The organism is Paraburkholderia caffeinitolerans (genome assembly GCF_902859945.1).
Classification (GTDB): Bacteria; Pseudomonadota; Gammaproteobacteria; order Burkholderiales; family Burkholderiaceae; genus Paraburkholderia; species Paraburkholderia caffeinitolerans.
Genome location: NZ_CADIKL010000035.1, coordinates 71809 through 91498, shown reverse-complemented (window position 1 = coordinate 91498; position 19690 = coordinate 71809). Strand labels below are relative to the sequence as shown.

The 19690-nt window shown below is 65.6% G+C and carries 13 protein-coding genes and 1 pseudogene; 9 read left to right on the top strand and 5 right to left on the bottom strand.

The features are described 5' to 3' along the window. Nucleotides 1-313: pseudogene (locus HV773_RS27280) on the bottom strand (hypothetical protein); the annotation flags it as partial. A 213-nt stretch (nucleotides 314-526) separates the two neighbouring features. Between HV773_RS27280 and HV773_RS27275 the strand changes: the two are divergent. After that, nucleotides 527-1297: an SDR family oxidoreductase gene (locus HV773_RS27275; protein WP_175197338.1), complete on the top strand. Its 771-nt coding sequence runs from the start codon at nucleotides 527-529 to the stop codon at nucleotides 1295-1297. Between the two features lie 44 nt (nucleotides 1298-1341). Here HV773_RS27275 and opgC read toward each other — a convergent pair whose 3' ends face one another. Further along, nucleotides 1342-2430 (bottom strand): OpgC domain-containing protein, encoded by a 1089-nt coding sequence (opgC, locus tag HV773_RS27270; protein ID WP_175197337.1) that lies wholly within the window; start codon nucleotides 2428-2430, stop codon nucleotides 1342-1344. 345 nt (nucleotides 2431-2775) lie between these two features. Between opgC and HV773_RS27265 the strand changes: the two genes are divergently transcribed. From HV773_RS27265 to HV773_RS27235, 7 genes are all read left to right on the top strand, one after another. After that, nucleotides 2776-5160 carry a bifunctional salicylyl-CoA 5-hydroxylase/oxidoreductase gene (locus HV773_RS27265; RefSeq protein WP_175197336.1) on the top strand — a complete coding sequence of 795 codons (2385 nt, stop codon included), beginning with the start codon at nucleotides 2776-2778 and terminating at the stop codon, nucleotides 5158-5160. A gap of 2 nt (nucleotides 5161-5162) precedes the next feature. Beyond that, nucleotides 5163-5951 carry an SDR family NAD(P)-dependent oxidoreductase gene (locus HV773_RS27260; protein ID WP_175197335.1) on the top strand — a complete coding sequence of 263 codons (789 nt, stop codon included), beginning with the start codon at nucleotides 5163-5165 and terminating at the stop codon, nucleotides 5949-5951. Continuing rightward, entirely contained in the window at nucleotides 5948-6481 is a 534-nt protein-coding gene (locus tag HV773_RS27255) for a MarR family winged helix-turn-helix transcriptional regulator (RefSeq protein WP_175197334.1), read from the top strand. The genes HV773_RS27260 and HV773_RS27255 overlap by 4 nt, the downstream gene beginning before the upstream one ends. Before the next feature lie 30 nt (nucleotides 6482-6511). After that, a complete protein-coding gene (locus HV773_RS27250; protein ID WP_175197333.1) occupies nucleotides 6512-7369 on the top strand; it encodes an enoyl-CoA hydratase family protein in 858 nt (285 codons plus the stop codon). Nucleotides 7370-7373: 4 nt separating this feature from the next. Next, on the top strand, nucleotides 7374-8567 hold the full coding sequence (locus tag HV773_RS27245) for an acyl-CoA dehydrogenase family protein (RefSeq protein ID WP_246282416.1): 1194 nt from the start codon (nucleotides 7374-7376) through the stop codon (nucleotides 8565-8567). Continuing rightward, nucleotides 8564-8980 (top strand): RidA family protein, encoded by a 417-nt coding sequence (locus HV773_RS27240; RefSeq protein ID WP_175197331.1) that lies wholly within the window; start codon nucleotides 8564-8566, stop codon nucleotides 8978-8980. The genes HV773_RS27245 and HV773_RS27240 overlap by 4 nt, the downstream gene beginning before the upstream one ends. A gap of 102 nt (nucleotides 8981-9082) precedes the next feature. After that, the gene (locus HV773_RS27235) at nucleotides 9083-10720 is read left to right on the top strand and encodes an AMP-binding protein (protein WP_175197330.1); all 1638 of its coding nucleotides are present in this window, start codon (nucleotides 9083-9085) and stop codon (nucleotides 10718-10720) included. 74 nt (nucleotides 10721-10794) lie between these two features. Here the strand turns inward: HV773_RS27235 and HV773_RS27230 are convergent, their stop codons facing one another. After that, the gene (locus HV773_RS27230; protein WP_175197329.1) at nucleotides 10795-11781 is read right to left on the bottom strand and encodes a zinc-binding dehydrogenase; all 987 of its coding nucleotides are present in this window, start codon (nucleotides 11779-11781) and stop codon (nucleotides 10795-10797) included. A gap of 125 nt (nucleotides 11782-11906) precedes the next feature. On the opposite strand from HV773_RS27230, the gene HV773_RS27225 reads away from it, so the two are divergent. Then, the gene (locus tag HV773_RS27225; RefSeq protein WP_175197328.1) at nucleotides 11907-12800 is read left to right on the top strand and encodes a LysR family transcriptional regulator; all 894 of its coding nucleotides are present in this window, start codon (nucleotides 11907-11909) and stop codon (nucleotides 12798-12800) included. Nucleotides 12801-12937: 137 nt separating this feature from the next. Here HV773_RS27225 and HV773_RS27220 read toward each other — a convergent pair whose 3' ends face one another. Together HV773_RS27220 and HV773_RS27215 are read right to left on the bottom strand one after the other, a co-directional pair. After that, nucleotides 12938-13702: a ParA family protein gene (locus HV773_RS27220; protein WP_175197327.1), complete on the bottom strand. Its 765-nt coding sequence runs from the start codon at nucleotides 13700-13702 to the stop codon at nucleotides 12938-12940. Between the two features lie 217 nt (nucleotides 13703-13919). Next, on the bottom strand, nucleotides 13920-19292 hold the full coding sequence (locus HV773_RS27215) for an ESPR-type extended signal peptide-containing protein (protein ID WP_175197326.1): 5373 nt from the start codon (nucleotides 19290-19292) through the stop codon (nucleotides 13920-13922). Between the last annotated feature and the right edge of the window lie 398 nt (nucleotides 19293-19690).

Below are 19690 nucleotides of genomic sequence, written 5' to 3'. Positions count from 1 at the left end.
GGCCGCGCTGCTGCTGCGGACGCGCGCGCCCACGCGCCTCGTCCGCGCCGCCGCCGGAGCGGGGGCCCTTGCTGCCCTGGGGGGCTTGGGGACCCTTGTGGCCGGGCGCGCCCTGCGCGCGCCGCTGCCCGTGAGCGCCCTTCTGCGGTTCGGTCTTGGCGCCCGGCCGGTTTCCTTTGGACGCGTGTCGGCCTTGCGGCGACTGCGCCTTTTCTTCGGGAGGCTGCTCGGTACCCAGGCCCATGCTCTTCTTGATTTCCAGAAGCCCGTCTTTGAAGCTCAGGGTACGGCGTTGTTGCGATGCGGCTTTCACGTCCAGATCTCTTCCTTATTGGATCGGACGCTATGATACCGAATTCGCGCGGCCTGTTTTATTCCGGTACGCGAGACCGCTGTTTCGGACCGGTTCGCGCAACCGTCTGGCACAACCTGCCGGGTTGCCGCGAAGCCCCGAAATGCCTCCCGCGCGATGCACGCACAGCCCCTGCGCATCGCGATTTTCCTGCTGACCAAGACCGCTCCCACCATGACTTCCTCCCCTGTTCGCGCCATCGTGACCGGCCATTCCCGCGGACTTGGCGCCGCCCTCGCCGAACTGCTGCTGGAGCGCCAGATCGATGTTCTCGGCCTCGGCCGCAGCGCGCATCCCACGCTGGCCGCGCGCAAGCCGTCGTCGTCCGCCGCGCAATTCCAGCAAGCCGCGCTCGATCTCGCCGATCCCGACGCGCTCGAACGCTGGCTCGCGAGTGGCGCGCTGCGCCAGTTCGCGCACGGCGCGCAGTGCGTGCTGCTGTTTAACAACGCAGGCACGGTCGAGCCGATCGCGCCACTCGGCGCCCAGGACGCGGGCGCCATCGCTCGCGCGATCACGCTCAACGTCGCGGCGCCGCTGATGCTTGCCAACGCGCTGGCATCGAGTGAGGCATCGGGCAAAGCGCAGGACTGCCGCATCGTGCACATTTCGAGCGGCGCGGCGCGCAACGCCTACGCGGGCTGGAGCGTTTATTGCGCATCCAAGGCCGCGCTCGATCATCACGCGCGCGCCGTGGCGCAAGACGCACGATCCGGCGTGCGCATCTGCAGCGTCGCACCGGGCGTGGTGGACACCGCCATGCAGGCCACCATCCGCTCCACCAGCGCCGAGCAGTTCCCGCTGCGCGAGCGCTTCGAGCAACTGAAGGAAAGCGGCCAGCTAACCTCGCCGGAGCAAGCAGCGCGGCAACTGATCGATTACGCGCTAGGCGACGCGTTCGGCGCAACGCCAACCGCCGACGTGCGCGAACTCGCCAAGGGTTGACGCGGATCGGCGCAGCGTCTTGCCCACACGGGCGCGCTGCGCCTTCACGTTAGGGCGACGCGCGGCCGCGTCCCCTTCCATCGCCGCGCGCCGCCGGCCAGCATGAGCAGCGCGCCGATCGCGAGCAGATCGCCCGCGAGCCGCGCGGGCCAAACAGCGTTCACATGCGTTGCGCGCAGCAGCGTGTCGATCGCATTCGACGCGAGCGCGCCGCCCACGAAGCACACGAGCCCCTGCTGCCCCACCATGACCACGCCCGGCAAGCGCCGCGCGAGCGAGCCAATCCAGCCCAGACGCACCGCCTGCGCGGCCAGCCAGGCCACTGCGCCAAAGCTCACGATGCGCAGGCTCGCGAGGTTCTGCTTCATGTAGCCCGGCTGCGGCTCGATGTCGACGAATAGCTTCATCACGGCGAACAGGACAACGAGCGCGCACGCGAGCACCGTGAGCGTGCGGCCCAGCCGCGAAACCTGAAACGCCGCCGAAACCGGATAGAGCCGGCACAGCAGGCCGAGCATGAACATCGCCTGCCACGCGAACGGGTTGAACGGCCAGTTCGACTCCGGCACGGCGGGCAGATAACGCACGAGCCAGCAGCCACCGAGCCAGATGCCGAAGCTGCCCAGCAACGCGACATCGGGCGCGCGACGCGCGAGCGGCATGATGGCAGGCAGCGCCAGCACGAGAATCACGTAGAGCGGCAGGACCCCGGCCAGATAGGGTTGGTCACGAAACACCATGACATTGCCGAGCATCGCGTAGGGATGCACGACGAAGCGCTGAAAACCCGAATCGGCGACGAGCGGCGAATCCACGCCCAACGCGACGGCCGCTGCACCGGAAAGCAGCATCAGCGCCGCCGCGCACAAATAGGCCGCATAGATTTCGCGCCCTCGCCGCCAGAAGCGCTGATTGGCTGCGCCAGCGCCCTTCTTCGCAGCGATCGCGAGCCAGCTCGCCGCCGCCACGTAGCCGCTCACGAACACGAACACCTCGGCCGAATCGCAATACGCGAAGGTGTGCAGCATGCCGTGCGAAAGCACGCTGGCCGGCATGTGATCGAGCGCGATGGCAAGCAGCGCGAAACCGCGGAAAAAGTCGATTTCGATCGATCGCTTCGAGGTCTGACTCATCAATCAAGGCTCCTGGTTGGAGTGGGGCACGCCTTTCATAAGGACGACTGACCATTTGCGAAGCGTTACGTGGCAGCGAATGCGCGAAAGGGTTTCGTAATTGCACGATGCTGCGACCGCTACACCAAGCGAATTCAATGCCAGACCGAATCACTACGCGAATCACTACGCGAATCACCACGTCCACCACGCGCATTCCTCGCAGCATCGCACACTCCACTGCGCGCCTGCAGGTTCCCCTCTTTATCCGTCCGAGCCAGGGATTTCCCGGTGTCCCGCGCAATTACTTGACACCTAAAGTAATTGCGCCTACTCTGCCCTTGCAGACTGACCAAGGGAGCGAGCATGCGAATCGTTTGTATCGGTGGCGGGCCAGCCGGACTGTACTTCGGCCTTTTGATGAAGCGTCGTCATCCGGACTACGAGATCACGGTGATCGAGCGAAACCGCCCATACGACACGTTCGGCTGGGGCGTGGTGTTTTCCGATCAGACGCTCGGCAATCTGCGCGCGGCCGATCCGGAAAGCGCGGCCGAGATCCTCGACGCGTTCAATCACTGGGACGACATCGAGATCCATTTCCGCGAGCGCTCGATTCGCTCGTCGGGTCACGGCTTCTGCGGCATCGGCCGCAAGCGTCTGTTGAACATCCTGCAGGCGCGCTGCGAACAGCTCGGCGTGAAGCTCGTGTTCGAGACCCAGATGAGCGACGACGACGTGCTCGACGCCGACCTCATCATCGCCGCCGACGGCCTGAACAGCGCCACGCGCCAGAAGTACGCGGCCACCTATCAGCCCGACATCGATCTGCGCGATTGCCGCTTCGTGTGGCTCGGCACCTCGAAGCTGTTCGACGCCTTCACGTTTGCTTTCGAAGAAACCGAATTCGGCTGGTTCCAGGCGCACGCCTACCGCTTCGACGACAACACCTCGACGTTCATCGTCGAAACGCCCGAGCATGTGTGGAAGGCGGCGGGCCTCGACGAAATGAGCAAGGAAGACAGCATCGCGTTCTGCGAGAAGCTGTTCGCGCGTTATCTCGACGGCCATGCCCTGCGCTCGAACGCGTCGCATCTGCGCGGTTCGTCGCAATGGATCCGCTTCCCGCGCGTGGTGAGCCGTGAGTGGGTGCACTGGAAGAGCGACGCGCATGGCGAGCAGACGCCGGTCGTGCTGATGGGCGACGCAGCGCATACCGCGCACTTCTCGATCGGCTCCGGCACCAAGCTCGCGCTCGAAGACGCCATCGAACTCGCCAACAGCATGGAGGCGCATCCGGGCGACCTGCGCGCCGCGCTCGATCACTACACGAGCGTGCGCAGCGTGGACGTGCTGCGCATCCAGAACGCCGCGCGCAACTCAACCGAGTGGTTCGAGCACGTGGACCGCTACGCGAAGTTCGAGCCCGAGCAGTTCGCGTACTCGCTGCTCACGCGCTCGCAGCGCATCTCGCACGAGAACCTGCGCGATCGCGACGCGCATTACCTCGGCGGCTTCGAATCGTGGCTCGCCGAACGCGCGGGCGTGAATGTGAATGCGCGCGCGGCAGCCGGCCACCGCCCCGCGCCGCCGATGTTCACGCCGTTCACGGTGCGCGGCGTCACGCTCAAGAATCGCGTGATTGTCTCGCCGATGGCGCAGTACTCCGCGCATGACGGCGTGGCCGGCGACTATCACCTGATGCATCTGGGCGCGCGCGCAATGGGCGGCGCGGCGCTCGTGATGACCGAAATGACCTGCGTGTCGCCCGAAGCGCGGATCACGCCCGCCTGCCCCGGCATGTATGCGCCCGAGCATCTGCAAGCGTGGCAGCGCATCGTCGGCTTCGTGCATGCGAACTCCGATGCGAAGATCGGCATCCAGCTCGGCCACTCTGGCGCCAAGGGCTCGACGCGGGTGGCGTGGGAAGGCATCGACCAGCCGCTCGACGAGGGCAACTGGCCGCTCGTTTCGGCTTCGCCGCAGCAGTATTTGCGCGGCGTGAGCCAGCACTCGCACGCAGCCAGCGTGGCAGAACTGCGTGAAATCGAAGCGCAATTCGTGCGCTCAACGCAGATGGCCGCCGAGGCCGGCTTCGACTGGCTCGAACTGCACTGCGCGCACGGCTATCTGCTGTCGAGCTTCCTCTCGCCGCTCACGAACCAGCGTACCGACGACTATGGCGGCTCGCTCGAGAATCGCCTGCGCTATCCGTTGCAGGTGTTCAAGGCGATCCGTGCCGTGTGGCCCGACGACAAGCCCATTTCCGTGCGTATTTCCGCGCATGACTGGGTCGAAGGCGGCATCACGCCCGACGACGCCGTGCAGATCGCGCGCGCCTTCAAGGCAGCCGGCGCGGACATGATCGACGTTTCGTCAGGCCAGGTCAGCAAGGACGAAAAGCCCGTGTACGGCCGCATGTTCCAGACGCCGTTCGCGGACCGCATCCGCAACGAAGCGGGCATCGCGACCATCGCCGTGGGCGCGATCTCGGAGGCCGACCACGTGAACGGCATCATCGCGGCGGGCCGCGCCGACCTCTGCGCGGTGGCGCGTCCGCATCTCGCGAATCCGGCGTGGACGCTCGGCGAGGCCGCGAAGATCGGTTACTTCGACGTGAAGTGGCCGAACCAGTACACGGCCGCCAAGACCCAGCTCGAACGCAACATCGAGCGCGAACGCGCGGCAGCGGCAGCGGTCGCGGGCCTCTCCCCGCTCGAACGCGCCCAGCGCGCGGAAGGCACGGTGTGAACATGAGCGACGGTACGTTGAATAGGCTGAAGGATCGCCACGCCGTCGTGACCGGCGGCGGCAGCGGCATCGGCGCGGCCACGGCCGCCGCGCTGCTGCGCGCGGGCGCGCGCGTCACGCTGATGGGCCGCGACGCGGCGAAGCTCGAAACGCAGCGCGCGGCGTTGGGAAATGGCGAGCGCATCGCCTGCGCGAGCGTCGACGTGACCGACGAAGACGCCGTGAACGATGCGTTCGCACGCGCCGCCGACGGCCACGGCGCAATCGACATCCTCGTGAACAACGCGGGCCAGGCCACCGCCTCGCCGTTCGCGCAAACCGGGCTCGATCTCTGGAAGCGCATGCTCGACGTGAACCTCACGGGCGTGTTTCTCTGCACGCGCGCCGTGCTGCCGGCCATGCTCGCGCGCAAGAGCGGACGCATCGTCAACGTGGCGAGTACGGCGGGCCAGGTCGGCTATCCGTATGTGGCCGCGTATTGCGCGTCGAAGCACGGGGTGATCGGCATGACGCGCGCGCTCGCGCTCGAAGTGGCCACCCAGGGCATCACGGTAAACGCAGTGTGCCCCGGCTATACGGAAACGGAACTGCTGCAGGCTTCGCTCGACCAGATCACGCGCAAGACCTCGCGCAGCGAGGCCGAGGCGCGCAGCATCCTCGTGCGCCACAACCCGCAGCAGCGCTTCATCCAGCCGGAAGAAGTCGCCAACGCGGTGCTGTGGCTGTGCGCGCCCGGATCGTCCTCGATCACCGGGCAATCGATATCCGTTTCCGGTGGAGAAATCACATGACAGCGCCCGTGTCGAAACCGAAGACGCGCAAGGGCGTCGCGAACCCTGCCGAGAATGTCGTCGACATGGAGATGAGCACCGGCGCCGATAGCCACATGGGCCTGCGCCTGTGGCTGCGCCTGCTCACCACGACGAACCTCGTGCAGACCGAACTGCGCCGCCGCCTGCGCAGCGAATTCGACACCACGCTGCCGCGCTTCGACTTGATGGCGCAGCTCGAACGCCATCCCGAAGGACTCCGGATGACCGAGCTGTCGCGCCGCCTGATGGTCACGGGCGGCAACGTCACCGGCATCACCGATCAACTGGAAAAGGAAGGCCTCGTGGTACGCGACGCCGACCCCGAGGACCGCCGCTCGATTGCCGTGCGCCTCACGCCCGAAGGCCGCGCCGCGTTCGACCGCATGGCCGCCGCGCACGAGCAGTGGGTAGTGGAAATGTTCGGCGGCCTCTCGCTCGACGAGAAGTCGAAGATGCACGAGCGCCTCGGCAAGCTCAAGCAACATCTGCGCGACAGCCTGGAAGGCTGAGCGCGCCCCCAAGGATAAAGGAGACACACCTTGACGACAGAACGCTCCAGCGCGGACGCGCTGTTCGCGGGCAACCGCGTGACGCTGGCCGGCTACGAGGCGAAGCACTTCGGCTGGTCGGTCGAGGACCGCGTGGCGACGATCACGCTCAATCGCCCCGAGCGCAAGAATCCGCTCACCTTCGAATCGTATGCGGAGTTGCGCGACCTGTTCCGTCAACTCGCCTACGCCACCGATGTGAAGACCGTGGTGCTGCACGGCGCGGGCGAGAACTTCTGCTCGGGCGGCGACGTGCACGACATCATCGCGCCGCTCATCGACCTGCCGATGCCCGAGCTGCTGATGTTCACGCGCATGACCGGCGACCTCGTGAAGGCGATGCGCCATTGCCCGCAGCCGATCATCGCCGCCGTGGACGGGGTATGCGCGGGCGCCGGCGCGATTCTCGCCATGGCCTCCGACATGCGCTACGCCACCGCGCGCAGCAAGCTCGCATTCCTGTTCACGCGCGTGGGCCTCGCGGGCTGCGATATGGGCGCGTGCGCAATCCTGCCGCGCATCATCGGCCAGGGCCGCGCGGCCGAACTGCTCTATACGGGCCGCTCCGCAAGCGGCGAGGAAGGCCATGCGTGGGGCTTCTATAACCGGCTGTGCGAACCGGAGGCGCTGCTCGCCGAGGCGCAAAAGCTCGCAGCCGATCTCGCGGCGGGCCCGACCTTCGCGCACGGCATCACCAAGACGATGCTGCATCAGGAATGGACCATGAGCATCGACGAAGCCATTGAGTCGGAAGCGCAGGCGCAGGCGATCTGCATGGCGACGCGCGACTTCGGCCGCGCGTATGACGCCTTCGCGGCGAAGACGCGTCCGGTTTTCAAGGGAGACTAAAACAGTGAACGCAGCGGCTGAACAAAATCTGCACGACGCGCTCGCGTGGCCGTTTTTCGAGGACCACCACCGCACGCTCGCCACCGACGTCGAGGAATGGGCGCGCCTGCATCTCGCCCATGTGCCGCACGATAACGTCGACGACACCTGCCGCGCGCTCGTGCGCAAGCTGGGCGCGGCGGGCTGGCTGCGCTACGGCGTGGGCGGCACCGCCTGGGGCGGGCACGGCGACACCATCGACACGCGCGCCGTGTGCCTGCTGCGCGAAACGCTCGCGAAGCATTCGGGTCTCGCCGACTTCGCGCTCGCGATGCAGGGCTTAGGCTCAGGCGCGATCACGCTCGCGGGCACTGACGCGCAGAAGTCGCGCTACCTGCCGCGCGTCGCGAACGGCGAAGCGCTCGCCGCGTTCGCGCTCTCCGAGCCCAACGCGGGCTCCGACGTTGCCGCGATGGCGCTGGCCGCGCGCGCCGACGGCCACGACTACGTGCTCGACGGCGAAAAGACGTGGATCTCGAACGGCGGCATCGCCGACTTCTACGTGGTGTTCGCGCGCACCGGCGAAGCGCCGGGCGCGCGCGGCATCAGCGCGTTCGTCGTGGACGCCGATACGCCGGGGCTCGAGATTGCCGAGCGCATCGACGTGATCGCCCCGCATCCGCTCGCGCGCCTGCGCTTTACCGGCGCACGCGTGAACAAAAGCCAGATGCTGGGCGCACCGGGCGAAGGCTTCAAGATCGCCATGCGCACGCTCGACATCTTTCGCACCTCGGTGGCGGCGGCCTCGCTCGGCTTCGCGCGCCGTGCGATGGAAGAAGGCCTCGCGCGCGCCGCATCGCGCCAGATGTTCGGTCAGACGCTCGGCGATTTTCAGCTGACCCAGGCCAAGCTCGCGCAAATGGCGCTCACCATCGACAGCAGCGCCCTGCTCGTCTATCGCGCCGCGTGGCTGCGCGACCAGGGCGTGAGCGTCACGCGCGAAGCGGCCATGGCGAAGTGGCACGCGAGCGAAGGCGCGCAACAGGTGATCGACGCGGCCGTGCAGCTCTGGGGCGGCATGGGCGTGCAAAGCGGCAACATCGTCGAATCGCTCTACCGCGAGATTCGTTCGCTGCGTATTTACGAAGGCGCGACCGAGGTTCAGCAACTGATCGTCGGACGCGACTTGCTCAAGGCCTATCACACGGAACATCCATGAAAAAAGCCCTTCTTCCCGCAGGCTGGGTCAAGCCGCGCGGTTATGCCAATGGCGTCGCCGCCGTGGGCACCCAGATCTATATCGCCGGCCAGATTGGCTGGGACGAGAACGCGCGCTTCACGAGCCGCGAGTTCGGCGCGCAGGCGGTGCAGGCGCTGCGCAACATCGTGGCGGTGCTCGAAGCCGCGGGCGGCAAGCCCGAGCATCTGGTGCGCATGACTTGGTACGTCACCGACAAAAAGGAGTACCTGGCATCGCTGAAGGAGATCGGCGCGGCGTTTCGCGAGCTGATCGGCGACTACGACATCGCCATGAGCGCGATCCAGGTGGTCGCACTCATGGAAGACGAGGCGAAAGTGGAAATCGAGGCCACGGCCGTGATTCCCGACGACGCCCGCCTGTCGAAGCAGTAAGCGAGCCACTCCGTGGACCAATAAGCGGACTAATAAGCGGACCCATAAGAGCCGCACAACAGAGCACCCCAAAAGGCTGTTCGCAGCCAAGCCGGAGACACCATGCAACCGACCGCTCACGTCGACACCTTTGCACGCGATAACCTGCCGCCCGAATCACAGTGGCCCGCGCTGCTTCTCGACAATCCCGACGTCGCCTACCCCGCGCGTCTGAACTGCGCGGCCGAGTTGCTGGACCGCGCCATCGAGGCCGGGCATGGCGCGCGCCCGGCCATCTGGTCGGAGGTCGACGGCAAGCCGCAAGCGACCACCTACGCGCAATTGCGCGAACTCGTGGACCGCAGCGCCCACGTGCTGGTGGAAGACATGGGCCTGAAGCCCGGCAATCGCGTGCTGCTGCGCGGCCCCAATACGCTGCAGATGGCCGTTGCGCTGCTGGCTTCGTTGAAGGCCGGGCTCGTGGTGGTGCCCACCATGCCGCTGCTGCGCGCGAAGGAACTCAAGCAGATCATCGACAAGGCGAGCGTGAGCGCGGCGCTGTGCGACGTGCGCCTCGCCGACGAACTCGCCCGCTGCACCCAGGCCGACGACGAATTCTTCTGCGCGAACCTCGTGCAGGTGCGCTACTTCCACGACGACGCGCCCGGCAGCCTCGAAAGTCTCGCAGCCGCCAAGCCCGCCGAATTCGCCGCATGCGACACGGCGAGCGACGACGTCTGCCTGATCGCGTTCACGAGCGGCACCACGGGCACGCCGAAGGGCTGCATGCAGTTCCATCGCGACGTGATCGCAATGTGCGACCTGTTCCCGCGCCACGTGCTCAAGCCCACCGCCGACGACGTGTTTTGCGGCACGCCGCCGCTCGCGTTCACCTTCGGGCTGGGCGGCCTGCTCTGCTTCCCGCTGCGCGTGGGCGCCTCGACCGTGCTGATCGAAAAGCTCACGCCTGCGCTGCTGCTGCAAACCATCGAGCGCTTTCGCGCGACCACCGTGTTCACCGCGCCCACCTTCTACCGGCAGATGGCGCCGCTTGTGAAGGACTCCGATATTTCGAGCCTGCGCAAGACCGTATCGGCGGGCGAGGCGCTGCCGCAGGCGACGCGCGACTTGTGGCGCGACGCAACCGGCATCGAAATGATCGACGGCATCGGCGGCACGGAGATGATCCACATTTTCATTTCCTCGGCGGGCGGCGAGGTGCGGCCCGGCTCGATCGGACGCGCGGTGCCGGGCTATGTCGTGCAGGCGCTCGACGACGACATGCAGCCGGTGCCGCCCGGCGTCACCGGCAATCTCGCGGTGCGCGGGCCGACGGGCTGCCGCTATCTGGCCGACGAGCGGCAGAAGAAGTTCGTGCGCGACGGCTGGAATCTGCCCGGCGACGCCGTCACCATCGACGCCGACGGCTACGTGTTCTACCAGGCGCGCGCCGACGACATGATTGTTTCGTCGGGCTACAACATCGCGGGCCCCGAGATCGAGACCGTGCTGATGCAGCACCCCGCCGTGGTGGAATGCGGCGTGACGGGCGTGCCCGACGACTTGCGCGGCCAGGTGGTGAAGGCCTTCGTGGTGCTGCGGCCAGGCTTCGAGGGCAATGACGCGATGGTGGCCGAGTTGCAGGCCTTCGTGAAGAACGCGGTGGCGGCCTACAAGTACCCGCGCCTCGTCTCATTCATCGATGCGCTGCCGAGAACCGAAACCGGCAAGCTCAAGCGCTCGGCGTTGAAGACGATGTGAGCGCGCGTTGAAATGCCGCAAGGGGCGATGCGCTGCGTGAGCGCATCGCCATTTTCCCCTCCTTGCAACATGGTTCAAACCCGGACGACCAGCTTGCCCAGGGCGTGATTGCTTTCCATCAGGCTGTGCGCACGGCGAACGTCATCGAAGTCGAAGGTCTCGCTGCGCAACGAGGGCATCCGTCCGGCAGCGAGTTCCTGCGCGATCCACGGCAGTGGCGATTCGGCCAGCGGCATGGCGGGCGTGCCGAGCAGACCGCTCGGGAAGAAATTCAACCAGGTAGCGGCGGGCAAATCCTGCATCAGGTGCAGCTGATCGATCACCGGCGATCCGCCGAGCAGCCCGATAACCGAGACCTTGCCGAATGGGCGCAGCGTCTTGAGCGAATCGCGCACCGTGGCCGCACCCACTACCTCGAGGACCGAGTCGACGCCGTCGGGCGCGATTTCGCGCACCGCTTGAGCCACCTCGCCGCCATCGATGACGACTTCATCGGCTCCCATCCGCGTAAGCCGTCGCTGGTTTTCCGGCGAGCGCGTCGTTGCGATGACCCGCAGTCCGCTAGCCTTCGCATAGGCCACGGCCGCGAGTCCGACCGAAGCGGTGGCGCCGCGGACCAGCAGCGTCTGGCCCTTCTCTATGGCAAGACTCTTATCCAGCGCCCCCCAGACGGTCAGATAGGCTTCGGGCAGCGAGGCTAGATCCTCCCAGGACAGCGTGGTGCCATCCATCGACATCACGTTATTGCGCAGCACGGTGACCTGCTCGGCATAGCTGCCGTTGCGGCTGAACTGCATGCCGCCCATTGCGGTCACCACGCGCTCCCCGGTGCGAAACGTGCCGGCCGGGTCGTGGATGACCTCGCCGACGGCCTCGATGCCCGGAACGACCTGCCCGGAGATCGGCCCGAACTTGCCGGCACGCCGATAAACCTCGGCACGATTGAGACCGAAAGCACGCACGCGAATCCGCACTTCGTCCGCGCCCGGCTCGGGCGACGCAATATCCTGCATCCGCAGAACCTCAGGGCCGCCCGCCTGTTCGATCACATAAGCTTTCATGGTGAATCTCCTTTTCCTGGACTTGGGGCCGCCCGATTGACTGCCCACGGAAACAGTTTGGGATAACCATCCATGAAATAAAATAGCTGTTTCTGACATCAACCCTCTCAAATTTGAGAATCAGAATGGACCTGAACGCCGTGAATATGTTCGTTGGCGCCGTGCAGTCCGGCAGCCTGTCCGCCGCCGCCAGGCGGCTGAACGTGCCGTTGCCGACGCTCAGCCGGAGGCTTCGCGAACTGGAGCGGCAGTTGAATGTGCAACTGTTCGAGCGGTCCGTGCGAGGCACCCGGCTCACGGATGCGGGAACGAGCCTGTATGAGCACGTCAGCCGCGGCATCGAGGCGCTGCGCGACGCGGAGCAGGCCATCAAGAGCGATCAGACACGTCTCAAGGGCCAACTGCGGCTGTCGCTCCCGCCGACTTTCGAGCCCTGGTGGGATCTGCTTGCGGTGTTTCAGCTCCGGTGCCCGGACGTTCATCTGCGGATCTTCACAACCGACCGGCGCGTCGACCTCATCGAGGATGGCATCGACGTTGCGCTGCGCGTTGGCGCCATCGCACACGAGACCATGATCGCGCGGCGCATCCTGTCTTACCGTCATGTGCTGGTCGCCAGCCCGGCCCTGGTGGCGCGGCTAGGCACGCCGGACTCGCCGCAAGCCCTGCATCGCTTCCCCTGCGCGGTGTGGAGCCGGGGCTCGGGCGCCGTGCCCGCGTGGCGCCTCGGGGCATTCGAGCACCGTCCCGAGCCCGTGCTGGCCATCAATGACTATGCGCACCTGCGCCACCGGGCGCTTGCCGGGGACGTCATCACGGAACTCCCCCCCTTCCTGGCCGCGGATGCCATTCGGCGCAATCAGCTGGTGGCGCTGTTGCCCGAGCATCCGTTGCCCGGACAGGAACTGAGCCTGCTCTACCCTTCGCATCGCCATCCATCCGCTATAGTCCGTGCTTATCTCGACTTTTGCCAGGCACAACTACCCTTGGCGCTTGCGGAATTCGCCGACAGGAATTAATGGCACGTACCCAGTGCCTGCTCAGAGCCGGCTGATGCGGCCACCGTGCGGCGCGCGAGAAATGACGACGGGCGGCCGTTGCTGGCCGCCCGTCGTTTCCTGCCCTACTGGGACAGCGAGTCCCCCGGAAGGTACAGCTATTGCGTCAGTTCCTGATGCAAGGCGCGATATTCACGCGCGAGTTTGTGGCCTGGGTCGAGGTGAACCACGGGAGTCGCTTGCTGATGCGATTCGCGGATCTTCACCGACGAGGACAACCGCGAAGCCAGCACCGGCAAACCCTCGCCAATCAACTCGTCGACCAGCTTTTGAGGCAGGCTCGCACGCGGCTGAAACTGGTTGATGACGATCCCCTCCACCTCCAGCGCGGCGTTGTGATCCTGCTGGATCTCCTTCACGTTTTCGAGCAGCGTGTAAAGCGCGCGCCGGGAGAAGTCGTCGCAGTCGAACGGAATCAGGCAACGCTCGACGGCGATCAGCGCGGCGCGGGTGTAGAAGTTCAATGCCGGCGGGGTGTCGATATACACCGCGTCATACATGTCGAGTTCGTTGAGCGCATCGCGCAGCTTGTAGATCTTGTAGCGCGATTCCAGTTTGCCGTGCAGCGTATCCAGGTCGGCATGACCGGGCATGATGTCGAGGTTCTCAAACGGTGTCGGATGAATAAACGACGTCACATCGACGGGTTTAAAGCTGAACGTCAACGCGGTTTCAAAGAAGTCCGCGACGGTGGAGCGCGCCTCGCCAGCTTGCGCGCCCAGCAGGTACTGGGTCGAGTTCGCCTGCGCATCCAGATCGATGACCAGCGTTCTCAGCCCTTCGCTGGCGCTAATGGCCGCAAGATTGCAAACGATCGTCGACTTCCCCACGCCACCTTTCTGATTGAATACGACACGCCGCATGCTCGTCTCTCGAATGGAAATTTTAATTGAGCCGACAGCATACCTGAACGTTGCTGCACTGCCGCATACGAACAATAAGGTCGGGATTGGCTGGCCGGATGGAACCGTTTCCGGTCGCGCAATGCAGTCGTGAAAAAAAACGGGCGACCGTTGCCGGCCGCCCGTGGTTCACCGCACTGCTACTGCTCTTTTTATTTCTACTTCTCCTGCTGCTGGCTTACCACTTCCAGCCCACCCCTGCGTTCACGCCCACATCATGGCCCGTCGTCGAGACACCGGCCCCGTAGCCCCAGTGGCCGTTGCCCGACAAGCCCTTGAAGTTCACCGCAACCGCGCTGTAGCCCTGGTACGAACCAAAGCCCACACCCACCGTCTTCTCACCGGCGTTGAGCGACGGCAGATACGTGCCGCTCATGGCCATGGCGAGCGCGGTGCCGGCGTATGCCGTGCGTGCCACGTTGTTCACGTTGCTCTGCACGCTGCCGAGCTGCGAGACGGTTGCCGCATCGGTCGGCGCAACGCCCGCCGCGATATTGGTGAGGCGTCGCTCCGTGCCCTGCGCACCGAACGAGACGGTGTTGTCCTGGTCAGCGACCGAGCCCTGGCCGATGGCCACCGAGTTGGCGCCCGGCGCCGAGGCGCCGTAGCCCACCGCAACCGAACCCGCACCCGAAGCCCGCGAGTTCACGCCCACTGCTGTGCCGTTTTGGCCCGCGGCGATCGAACCCGCGCCGACTGCCACGGTGTTCGCGTTCGCCGTCGTGGCGCGGTAGCCCATGGCCGTCGAGTTGTCGCCGGTTGCGTTGGCGCTCGAGCCGTAAGCCGTTGCACCTTCGCCGTTGGCGGTCACGCACAGACCCGAACCCGTTGCATCCACGCCGTTCACCGACGAGCAGTTTTGTGCACTGGCGTTCTGGATCGCACCGCCCGTTGCGCCGCGCGTCTGCACGGAACCGTCGTTGTTCATGCCGCCGGCCAGCGTGCCCATGAAGGCATTGCCCGCGGCATTCGCGGCGTCCACCATCTTGACCACCGGTGCAATCGAGGTCGACAGCGAGCTCACCTGCGAGCTGACCGTCGAGAGACCGGTCGACAGCGAGGACATGCCCGTCGAGGTCGAGGTGGACAGATCCGTCACCGTCGACGACAGCGAGCTGACGCCGCCGGAACTGCTCGAAGCCGCCGTCGAGAGGCTCTGCAGGCTCGCATTGGTCGCATCGATGCTCGTGGACATCGAGGTGAAGCCCGCAGCGGTGGCCGTCGACAACGAGTTCAGGTTGGTGTTGGTCGTATCGATGCCGGTCGACAGCGAGGCCACGCTTGACGAAGTCGACGTCGACAGCGAATTCAGGTTGCTGTTGGTCGTGTCGATGCCGGTCGACAGCGAGGCGACGCTGGACGAAGTCGACGTCGACAGCGAGTTCAGGTTGCTGTTGGTCGTGTCGATGCCGGTCGACAGCGAGGCAACGCTCGACGACGTGGACGTCGACAGCGAATGCAGGTTGCTGTTGGTCGTGTCGATGCCGGTCGACAGCGAGGCGACGCTGGACGACGTGGACGACGACAGCGACTCGACACCCGTCGACAGCGAAGCAACGCTCGAAGAAGTCGACGTCGACAGCGAATGCAGGTTGCTGTTGGTCGTATCGATGCCGGTCGAGAGCGAAGCGACGCTCGACGAGGTCGACGTCGACAACGTGTTCAGGTTCGTGTTCGTCGTGTCAATGCCGGTCGAGAGCGAAGCGACGCTGGTGGACGTCGAGGTCGACAGCGAGATCACGACGGTCGACAGCGAAACCATCCCGGTCGAGAGCGACACCACCCCCGTGGACAGCGAGCTCACGCTGGTCGAAGTCAGCGTGGACAGCGACGAGAGACCCGTCGACAGATCCAGGTAGCCCGTGGACGTCGAAGTCGAGAGCGAGTCGAGCATGCTGTTGGTCGTATCGAGGCCAGTCGACAGCGACGAGAGACCCGTTGAGGTCACCGTCGAGAGCGAGCTCAAGCCCGTCGAGGCCGAGGTCGACAGCGTATCGACGCTGGTCGAGAGCGACGCAGCGCTCGTGGAAGCCGACGTGGACAGCGAGTCGACGCCCGTCGAGAGGCTGGCCAGGTTGCTATCGGTGGTCGAAAGACCGGTCGACAGCGACGACAGACCCGTCGAGGTCACGGTCGACAGCGAGCTGAGGCCCGTCGATGCCGAGGTCGACAGCGTATCGACGCTGGTCGAGAGCGACGCAGCGCTCGTGGAAGCCGACGTGGACAGCGAGTCGACGCCCGTCGAGAGGCTGGACAGGTTGCTGTCGGTGGTCGAAAGACCCGTCGACAGCGACGACAGACCCGTGGAGGTCACGGTCGAGAGCGAGCTCAGGCCCGTGGACGCCGAGGTCGACAGCGAGTCCATGCCGGTCGACAGCGAGCTGAGGCCCGTCGAGGTCGAAGTCGACAGCGTATCGACGCCCGTCGAGAGGCTGGACAGGTTGCTGTCGGTGGTCGACAGACCGGTCGACAGCGAGGACAGACCCGTGGACGTCACGGTCGACAGCGAGCTCAGGCCCGTCGAAGCCGAAGTCGAGAGCGTGTCGATGCCGGTCGAAAGCGAGCTGAGGCCCGTCGAGGTGGAGGTCGACAGCGTGTCGATACCCGTCGAGAGTGAGCTGGCGCTAGTCGAAGCCGAAGTCGACAGCGAATCGACGCCCGTGGAGAGGCTCGCGAGATTGCTATTGGTGGTCGACAAACCGGTCGACAGCGAGCTGAGGCCCGTCGAAGCCGAGGTCGACAGCGTGTCGATGCTCGTCGAGGCCGACGTGGAGAGGCTGGCCACATTGCTGTCGGTGGTCGACAGACCCGTCGAGAGCGAGGACAGACCCGTCGACGTCACGGTCGACAGCGAGCTCAGACCCGTCGAGGCGGAAGTCGAGAGCGTGTCGATGCTGGTCGACAGCGAACTGGCGCTCGTCGAGGCCGACGTGGAGAGGCTGGCCACATTGCTGTCGGTGGTCGACAGACCCGTCGAGAGCGAGCTGAGGCCCGTCGAAGCCGAAGTCGACAGCGTATCGATGCTGGTCGAAAGCAAGCTGGCGCTCGTCGAGGTCGACGTGGACAGCGAGTCGACGCCCGTGGAGAGGCTGGCCACGTTGCTGTCGGTGGTCGAGAGACCCGTCGAGAGCGAGGACAGACCCGTCGACGTCACGGTCGACAGCGTGCTCAGGCCCGTCGAAGCCGAAGTCGACAGCGTGTCGATGCTGGTCGAGAGCGAGCTGGCGCTCGTCGAGGTCGACGAGGAGAGGCTGGCCACGTTGCTATCGGTGGTCGAGAGACCCGTCGAGAGCGACGACAGCCCCGTCGACGTCGTGGTCGAGAGCGAGCTGAGACCCGTCGAAGCCGAAGTCGAGAGATTGTCGATCGCGGTCGACAGCGAACTCGTGCCCGTCGAGGTCGACGTAGATAGGCTCGTGAGGTTGCTGTCGGTGGTCGACAGACCCGTCGAGAGCGAGCTCAGGCCCGTCGAGGACGAGGTCGAGAGCGTGTCGATCGCGGTCGACAGCGAGCTTGCGCTCGTCGAAGTCGAGGTCGAGAGGCTCGTAACGTTGCTATCGGTGGTCGAGAGGCCGGTCGACAGCGAGCTCAGGCCGGTCGAGGTCGAAGTCGAAAGCGTGTTGACGCTCGTCGAGGTCGAGGTGGACAGCGAGCTAATGCTGGTCGAGGACGACGAGGACAGCTCGTCCAGCGCCGTCGACAGCGAATCGAAGTTGCCGGTGCTGGCCGCGCTGGCCGTCGACAGGCTCTGCAGGCTGCTGTTGGTCGTGTCGATGCTCGTGGACAGCGACTCCACGCCGCTCGAGAGGCTCGCGACATTGTTGTTGGTGGTCGAAAGACCGGTCGACAGCGAGTTCAGGCCCGTCGAAGCCGAGGTGGACAGGCTGTCGAGATTGGCGTTGGTCGTCGAAATGCCGGTCGACAGCGACGACAGACCCGTGGAGGTGACCGTCGAGAGCGAGCTCAGGCCCGTCGAAGCCGAGGTGGACAGGCTGTCGAGATTGGCGTTGGTCGTCGAAATACCGGTCGAGAGCGAGGACAGGCCCGTCGAGGTGACCGTCGACAGCGAGCTCAGACCCGTCGATGCCGACGTGGAGAGGTTCGTGAGATTGCTGTTGGTCGTCGAGAGACCGGTCGAGAGCGAGCTGAGGCCCGTCGATGCCGAGGTCGACAGCGAGCTGACGCTCGTCGAGAGGCTCGAGTCGCTGGTGCTCAGTTGGGCGACCGTCACCGCATCTTGCGGCGCGGCGCCGTCCGCAACGTTGGTCACGCGGCGCAGTTCGGTCGCGTTGCCGACCGAGACTTCGGCCACGGGCGCAGCCGTGCCGGTGGCATAGCCGGTGCCCGTCGGGGCGGCCGCGCCGGTCGTGCTGTTGGCGCCGATCGCCACGCTGTCCGCGTAGGCGGCGTTCGCGTTCGGGCCGATCGCCACGGCGTTCGTCGCGCCGGCCGTCGTGGTGCTGCCGAGCGCAACCGCGCCGACGCCGTTGGCGGTCGTGGTGAGACCGAGCGCGACTGCGCCGTTGCCCAGCGCCTTGTTGGCGCTACCGAGCGCTACTGCGCCGTCGCCGGTCGCGCTTTGCGCACGGCCGATCGCCACGGCGCCGCCCGCGGCGGTCGTGCTGTTCGCATTCGTGGCGGCCGAGCCGATCGCCACGTTCTGGCCCATCGCGCCCGCCACCGAGCTGTCGCCCTGAGCAATGCCATAGGCGCCGCTCACCGTGGCCGAACGGCCGAGAGCAATGCCCGATGTCGCGCCGGCCGCTACCGCGGACTGTGCGCCGAGGGCGATGCCGGAGGTCGCAGCGACGCTGGACTGTGCACCCATGGCGATCGAGTCCGTCGCGCTGGCCGTCGCATACGCGCCGAACACGAATGAACCGTTGCCCGTGGCCCTCGAGTTGATGCCGAACGCCGTTGCATCCGTGCCCGTGGCGACCGCACCCCAGCCGAAAGCACTCGACGCTATGCCCAGCGCCTGCGAGCCGCAACCCATCGCGACCGAGTTAAGGCCAAATGCGCTCGTGTTGCCTGCGCCGCCCGGCGTTGCCGCCTGAGCGGAGGTGACCCCTACGTTGCCCAGTGTCTGTGCACCGGTCCAAGTATTGACACCGTTGGACTGCCCCGTCCCTTTGTTGATGTTCTGGCCATAGCTTTGCGCCGTCGTTTGCGCACCGAAACCGTACAGACCGCCGGTGTAGTTGGCATCCGTACCATAGATCATCGAGTTCACGCTCGAACTGCCCGCGGGAGCGAGCATGCCACAGTCAATCGCGCCGGCCATGGCGATGCCATTGAAGCCCGCCGAAACCGTGTTCTGGTACGTGTAGCCCGTTGTTCCGTCGACGACTTGCCAGGTGCCGTTGGCACCGCCGATACCCGCCACTGCCGGCTGCATGCCGGCGGCCAACAGGCCGACCCCCAGCACGGCTGTCGCGACGGCAAGCACGAGCTTCGACTTGCTGCGCTTGCCGCGCGCCTTGTCCAGTTCGGATACAGCAACCCAGGCGCCCAGCGCCTCATTCCATACACAGCGATATGACTTGTTCATAACACCCTCGGGTCAGTCTCAAGAGCCTTACCCGGCTCCTTGAATTCGGTTTTTTAACCGGCCAGACGTTTCCGCGTTTTTTGTTCGGAAATCGAATATCGCAAGCATTCCATCCGGCACCGACCCGCTCTATAGAAATCCTTCTAATACCCCTGGACACCCCCCCTCTATCGAATTTGTCCTAACCGTACAGCCGCGCCAACAGGCCGAGAGGCAGGATTTTTCAAGGCTCGGCCCACCAGATCTTTAAATTCTTATAAATAGCCGAGCGGGTAATTGACGTAAATAAACACCCGTTCCGATTTCGAATTTATACGGTGCGACGGGCCGTGAAAAATCGCCCCCATTCCCTCCATGATTTAAATTCGAGATATTCGAATTATTCCGATATCGACGCT

What these genes read in the sequence shown, in the direction of transcription:
- HV773_RS27265 (WP_175197336.1), top strand. Translation starts at nt 2,776, where the DNA reads ATGCGAATCGTTTGTATCGGTGGCGGGCCAGCCGGACTGTACTTCGGC.
- HV773_RS27215 (WP_175197326.1), bottom strand. Translation starts at nt 19,292, where the DNA reads ATGAACAAGTCATATCGCTGTGTATGGAATGAGGCGCTGGGCGCCTGG.
- HV773_RS27225 (WP_175197328.1), top strand. Translation starts at nt 11,907, where the DNA reads ATGGACCTGAACGCCGTGAATATGTTCGTTGGCGCCGTGCAGTCCGGC.
- HV773_RS27255 (WP_175197334.1), top strand. Translation starts at nt 5,948, where the DNA reads ATGACAGCGCCCGTGTCGAAACCGAAGACGCGCAAGGGCGTCGCGAAC.
- HV773_RS27220 (WP_175197327.1), bottom strand. Translation starts at nt 13,702, where the DNA reads ATGCGGCGTGTCGTATTCAATCAGAAAGGTGGCGTGGGGAAGTCGACG.
- opgC (WP_175197337.1), bottom strand. Translation starts at nt 2,430, where the DNA reads ATGAGTCAGACCTCGAAGCGATCGATCGAAATCGACTTTTTCCGCGGT.
- HV773_RS27235 (WP_175197330.1), top strand. Translation starts at nt 9,083, where the DNA reads ATGCAACCGACCGCTCACGTCGACACCTTTGCACGCGATAACCTGCCG.
- HV773_RS27275 (WP_175197338.1), top strand. Translation starts at nt 527, where the DNA reads ATGACTTCCTCCCCTGTTCGCGCCATCGTGACCGGCCATTCCCGCGGA.
- HV773_RS27260 (WP_175197335.1), top strand. Translation starts at nt 5,163, where the DNA reads ATGAGCGACGGTACGTTGAATAGGCTGAAGGATCGCCACGCCGTCGTG.
- HV773_RS27230 (WP_175197329.1), bottom strand. Translation starts at nt 11,781, where the DNA reads ATGAAAGCTTATGTGATCGAACAGGCGGGCGGCCCTGAGGTTCTGCGG.
- HV773_RS27240 (WP_175197331.1), top strand. Translation starts at nt 8,564, where the DNA reads ATGAAAAAAGCCCTTCTTCCCGCAGGCTGGGTCAAGCCGCGCGGTTAT.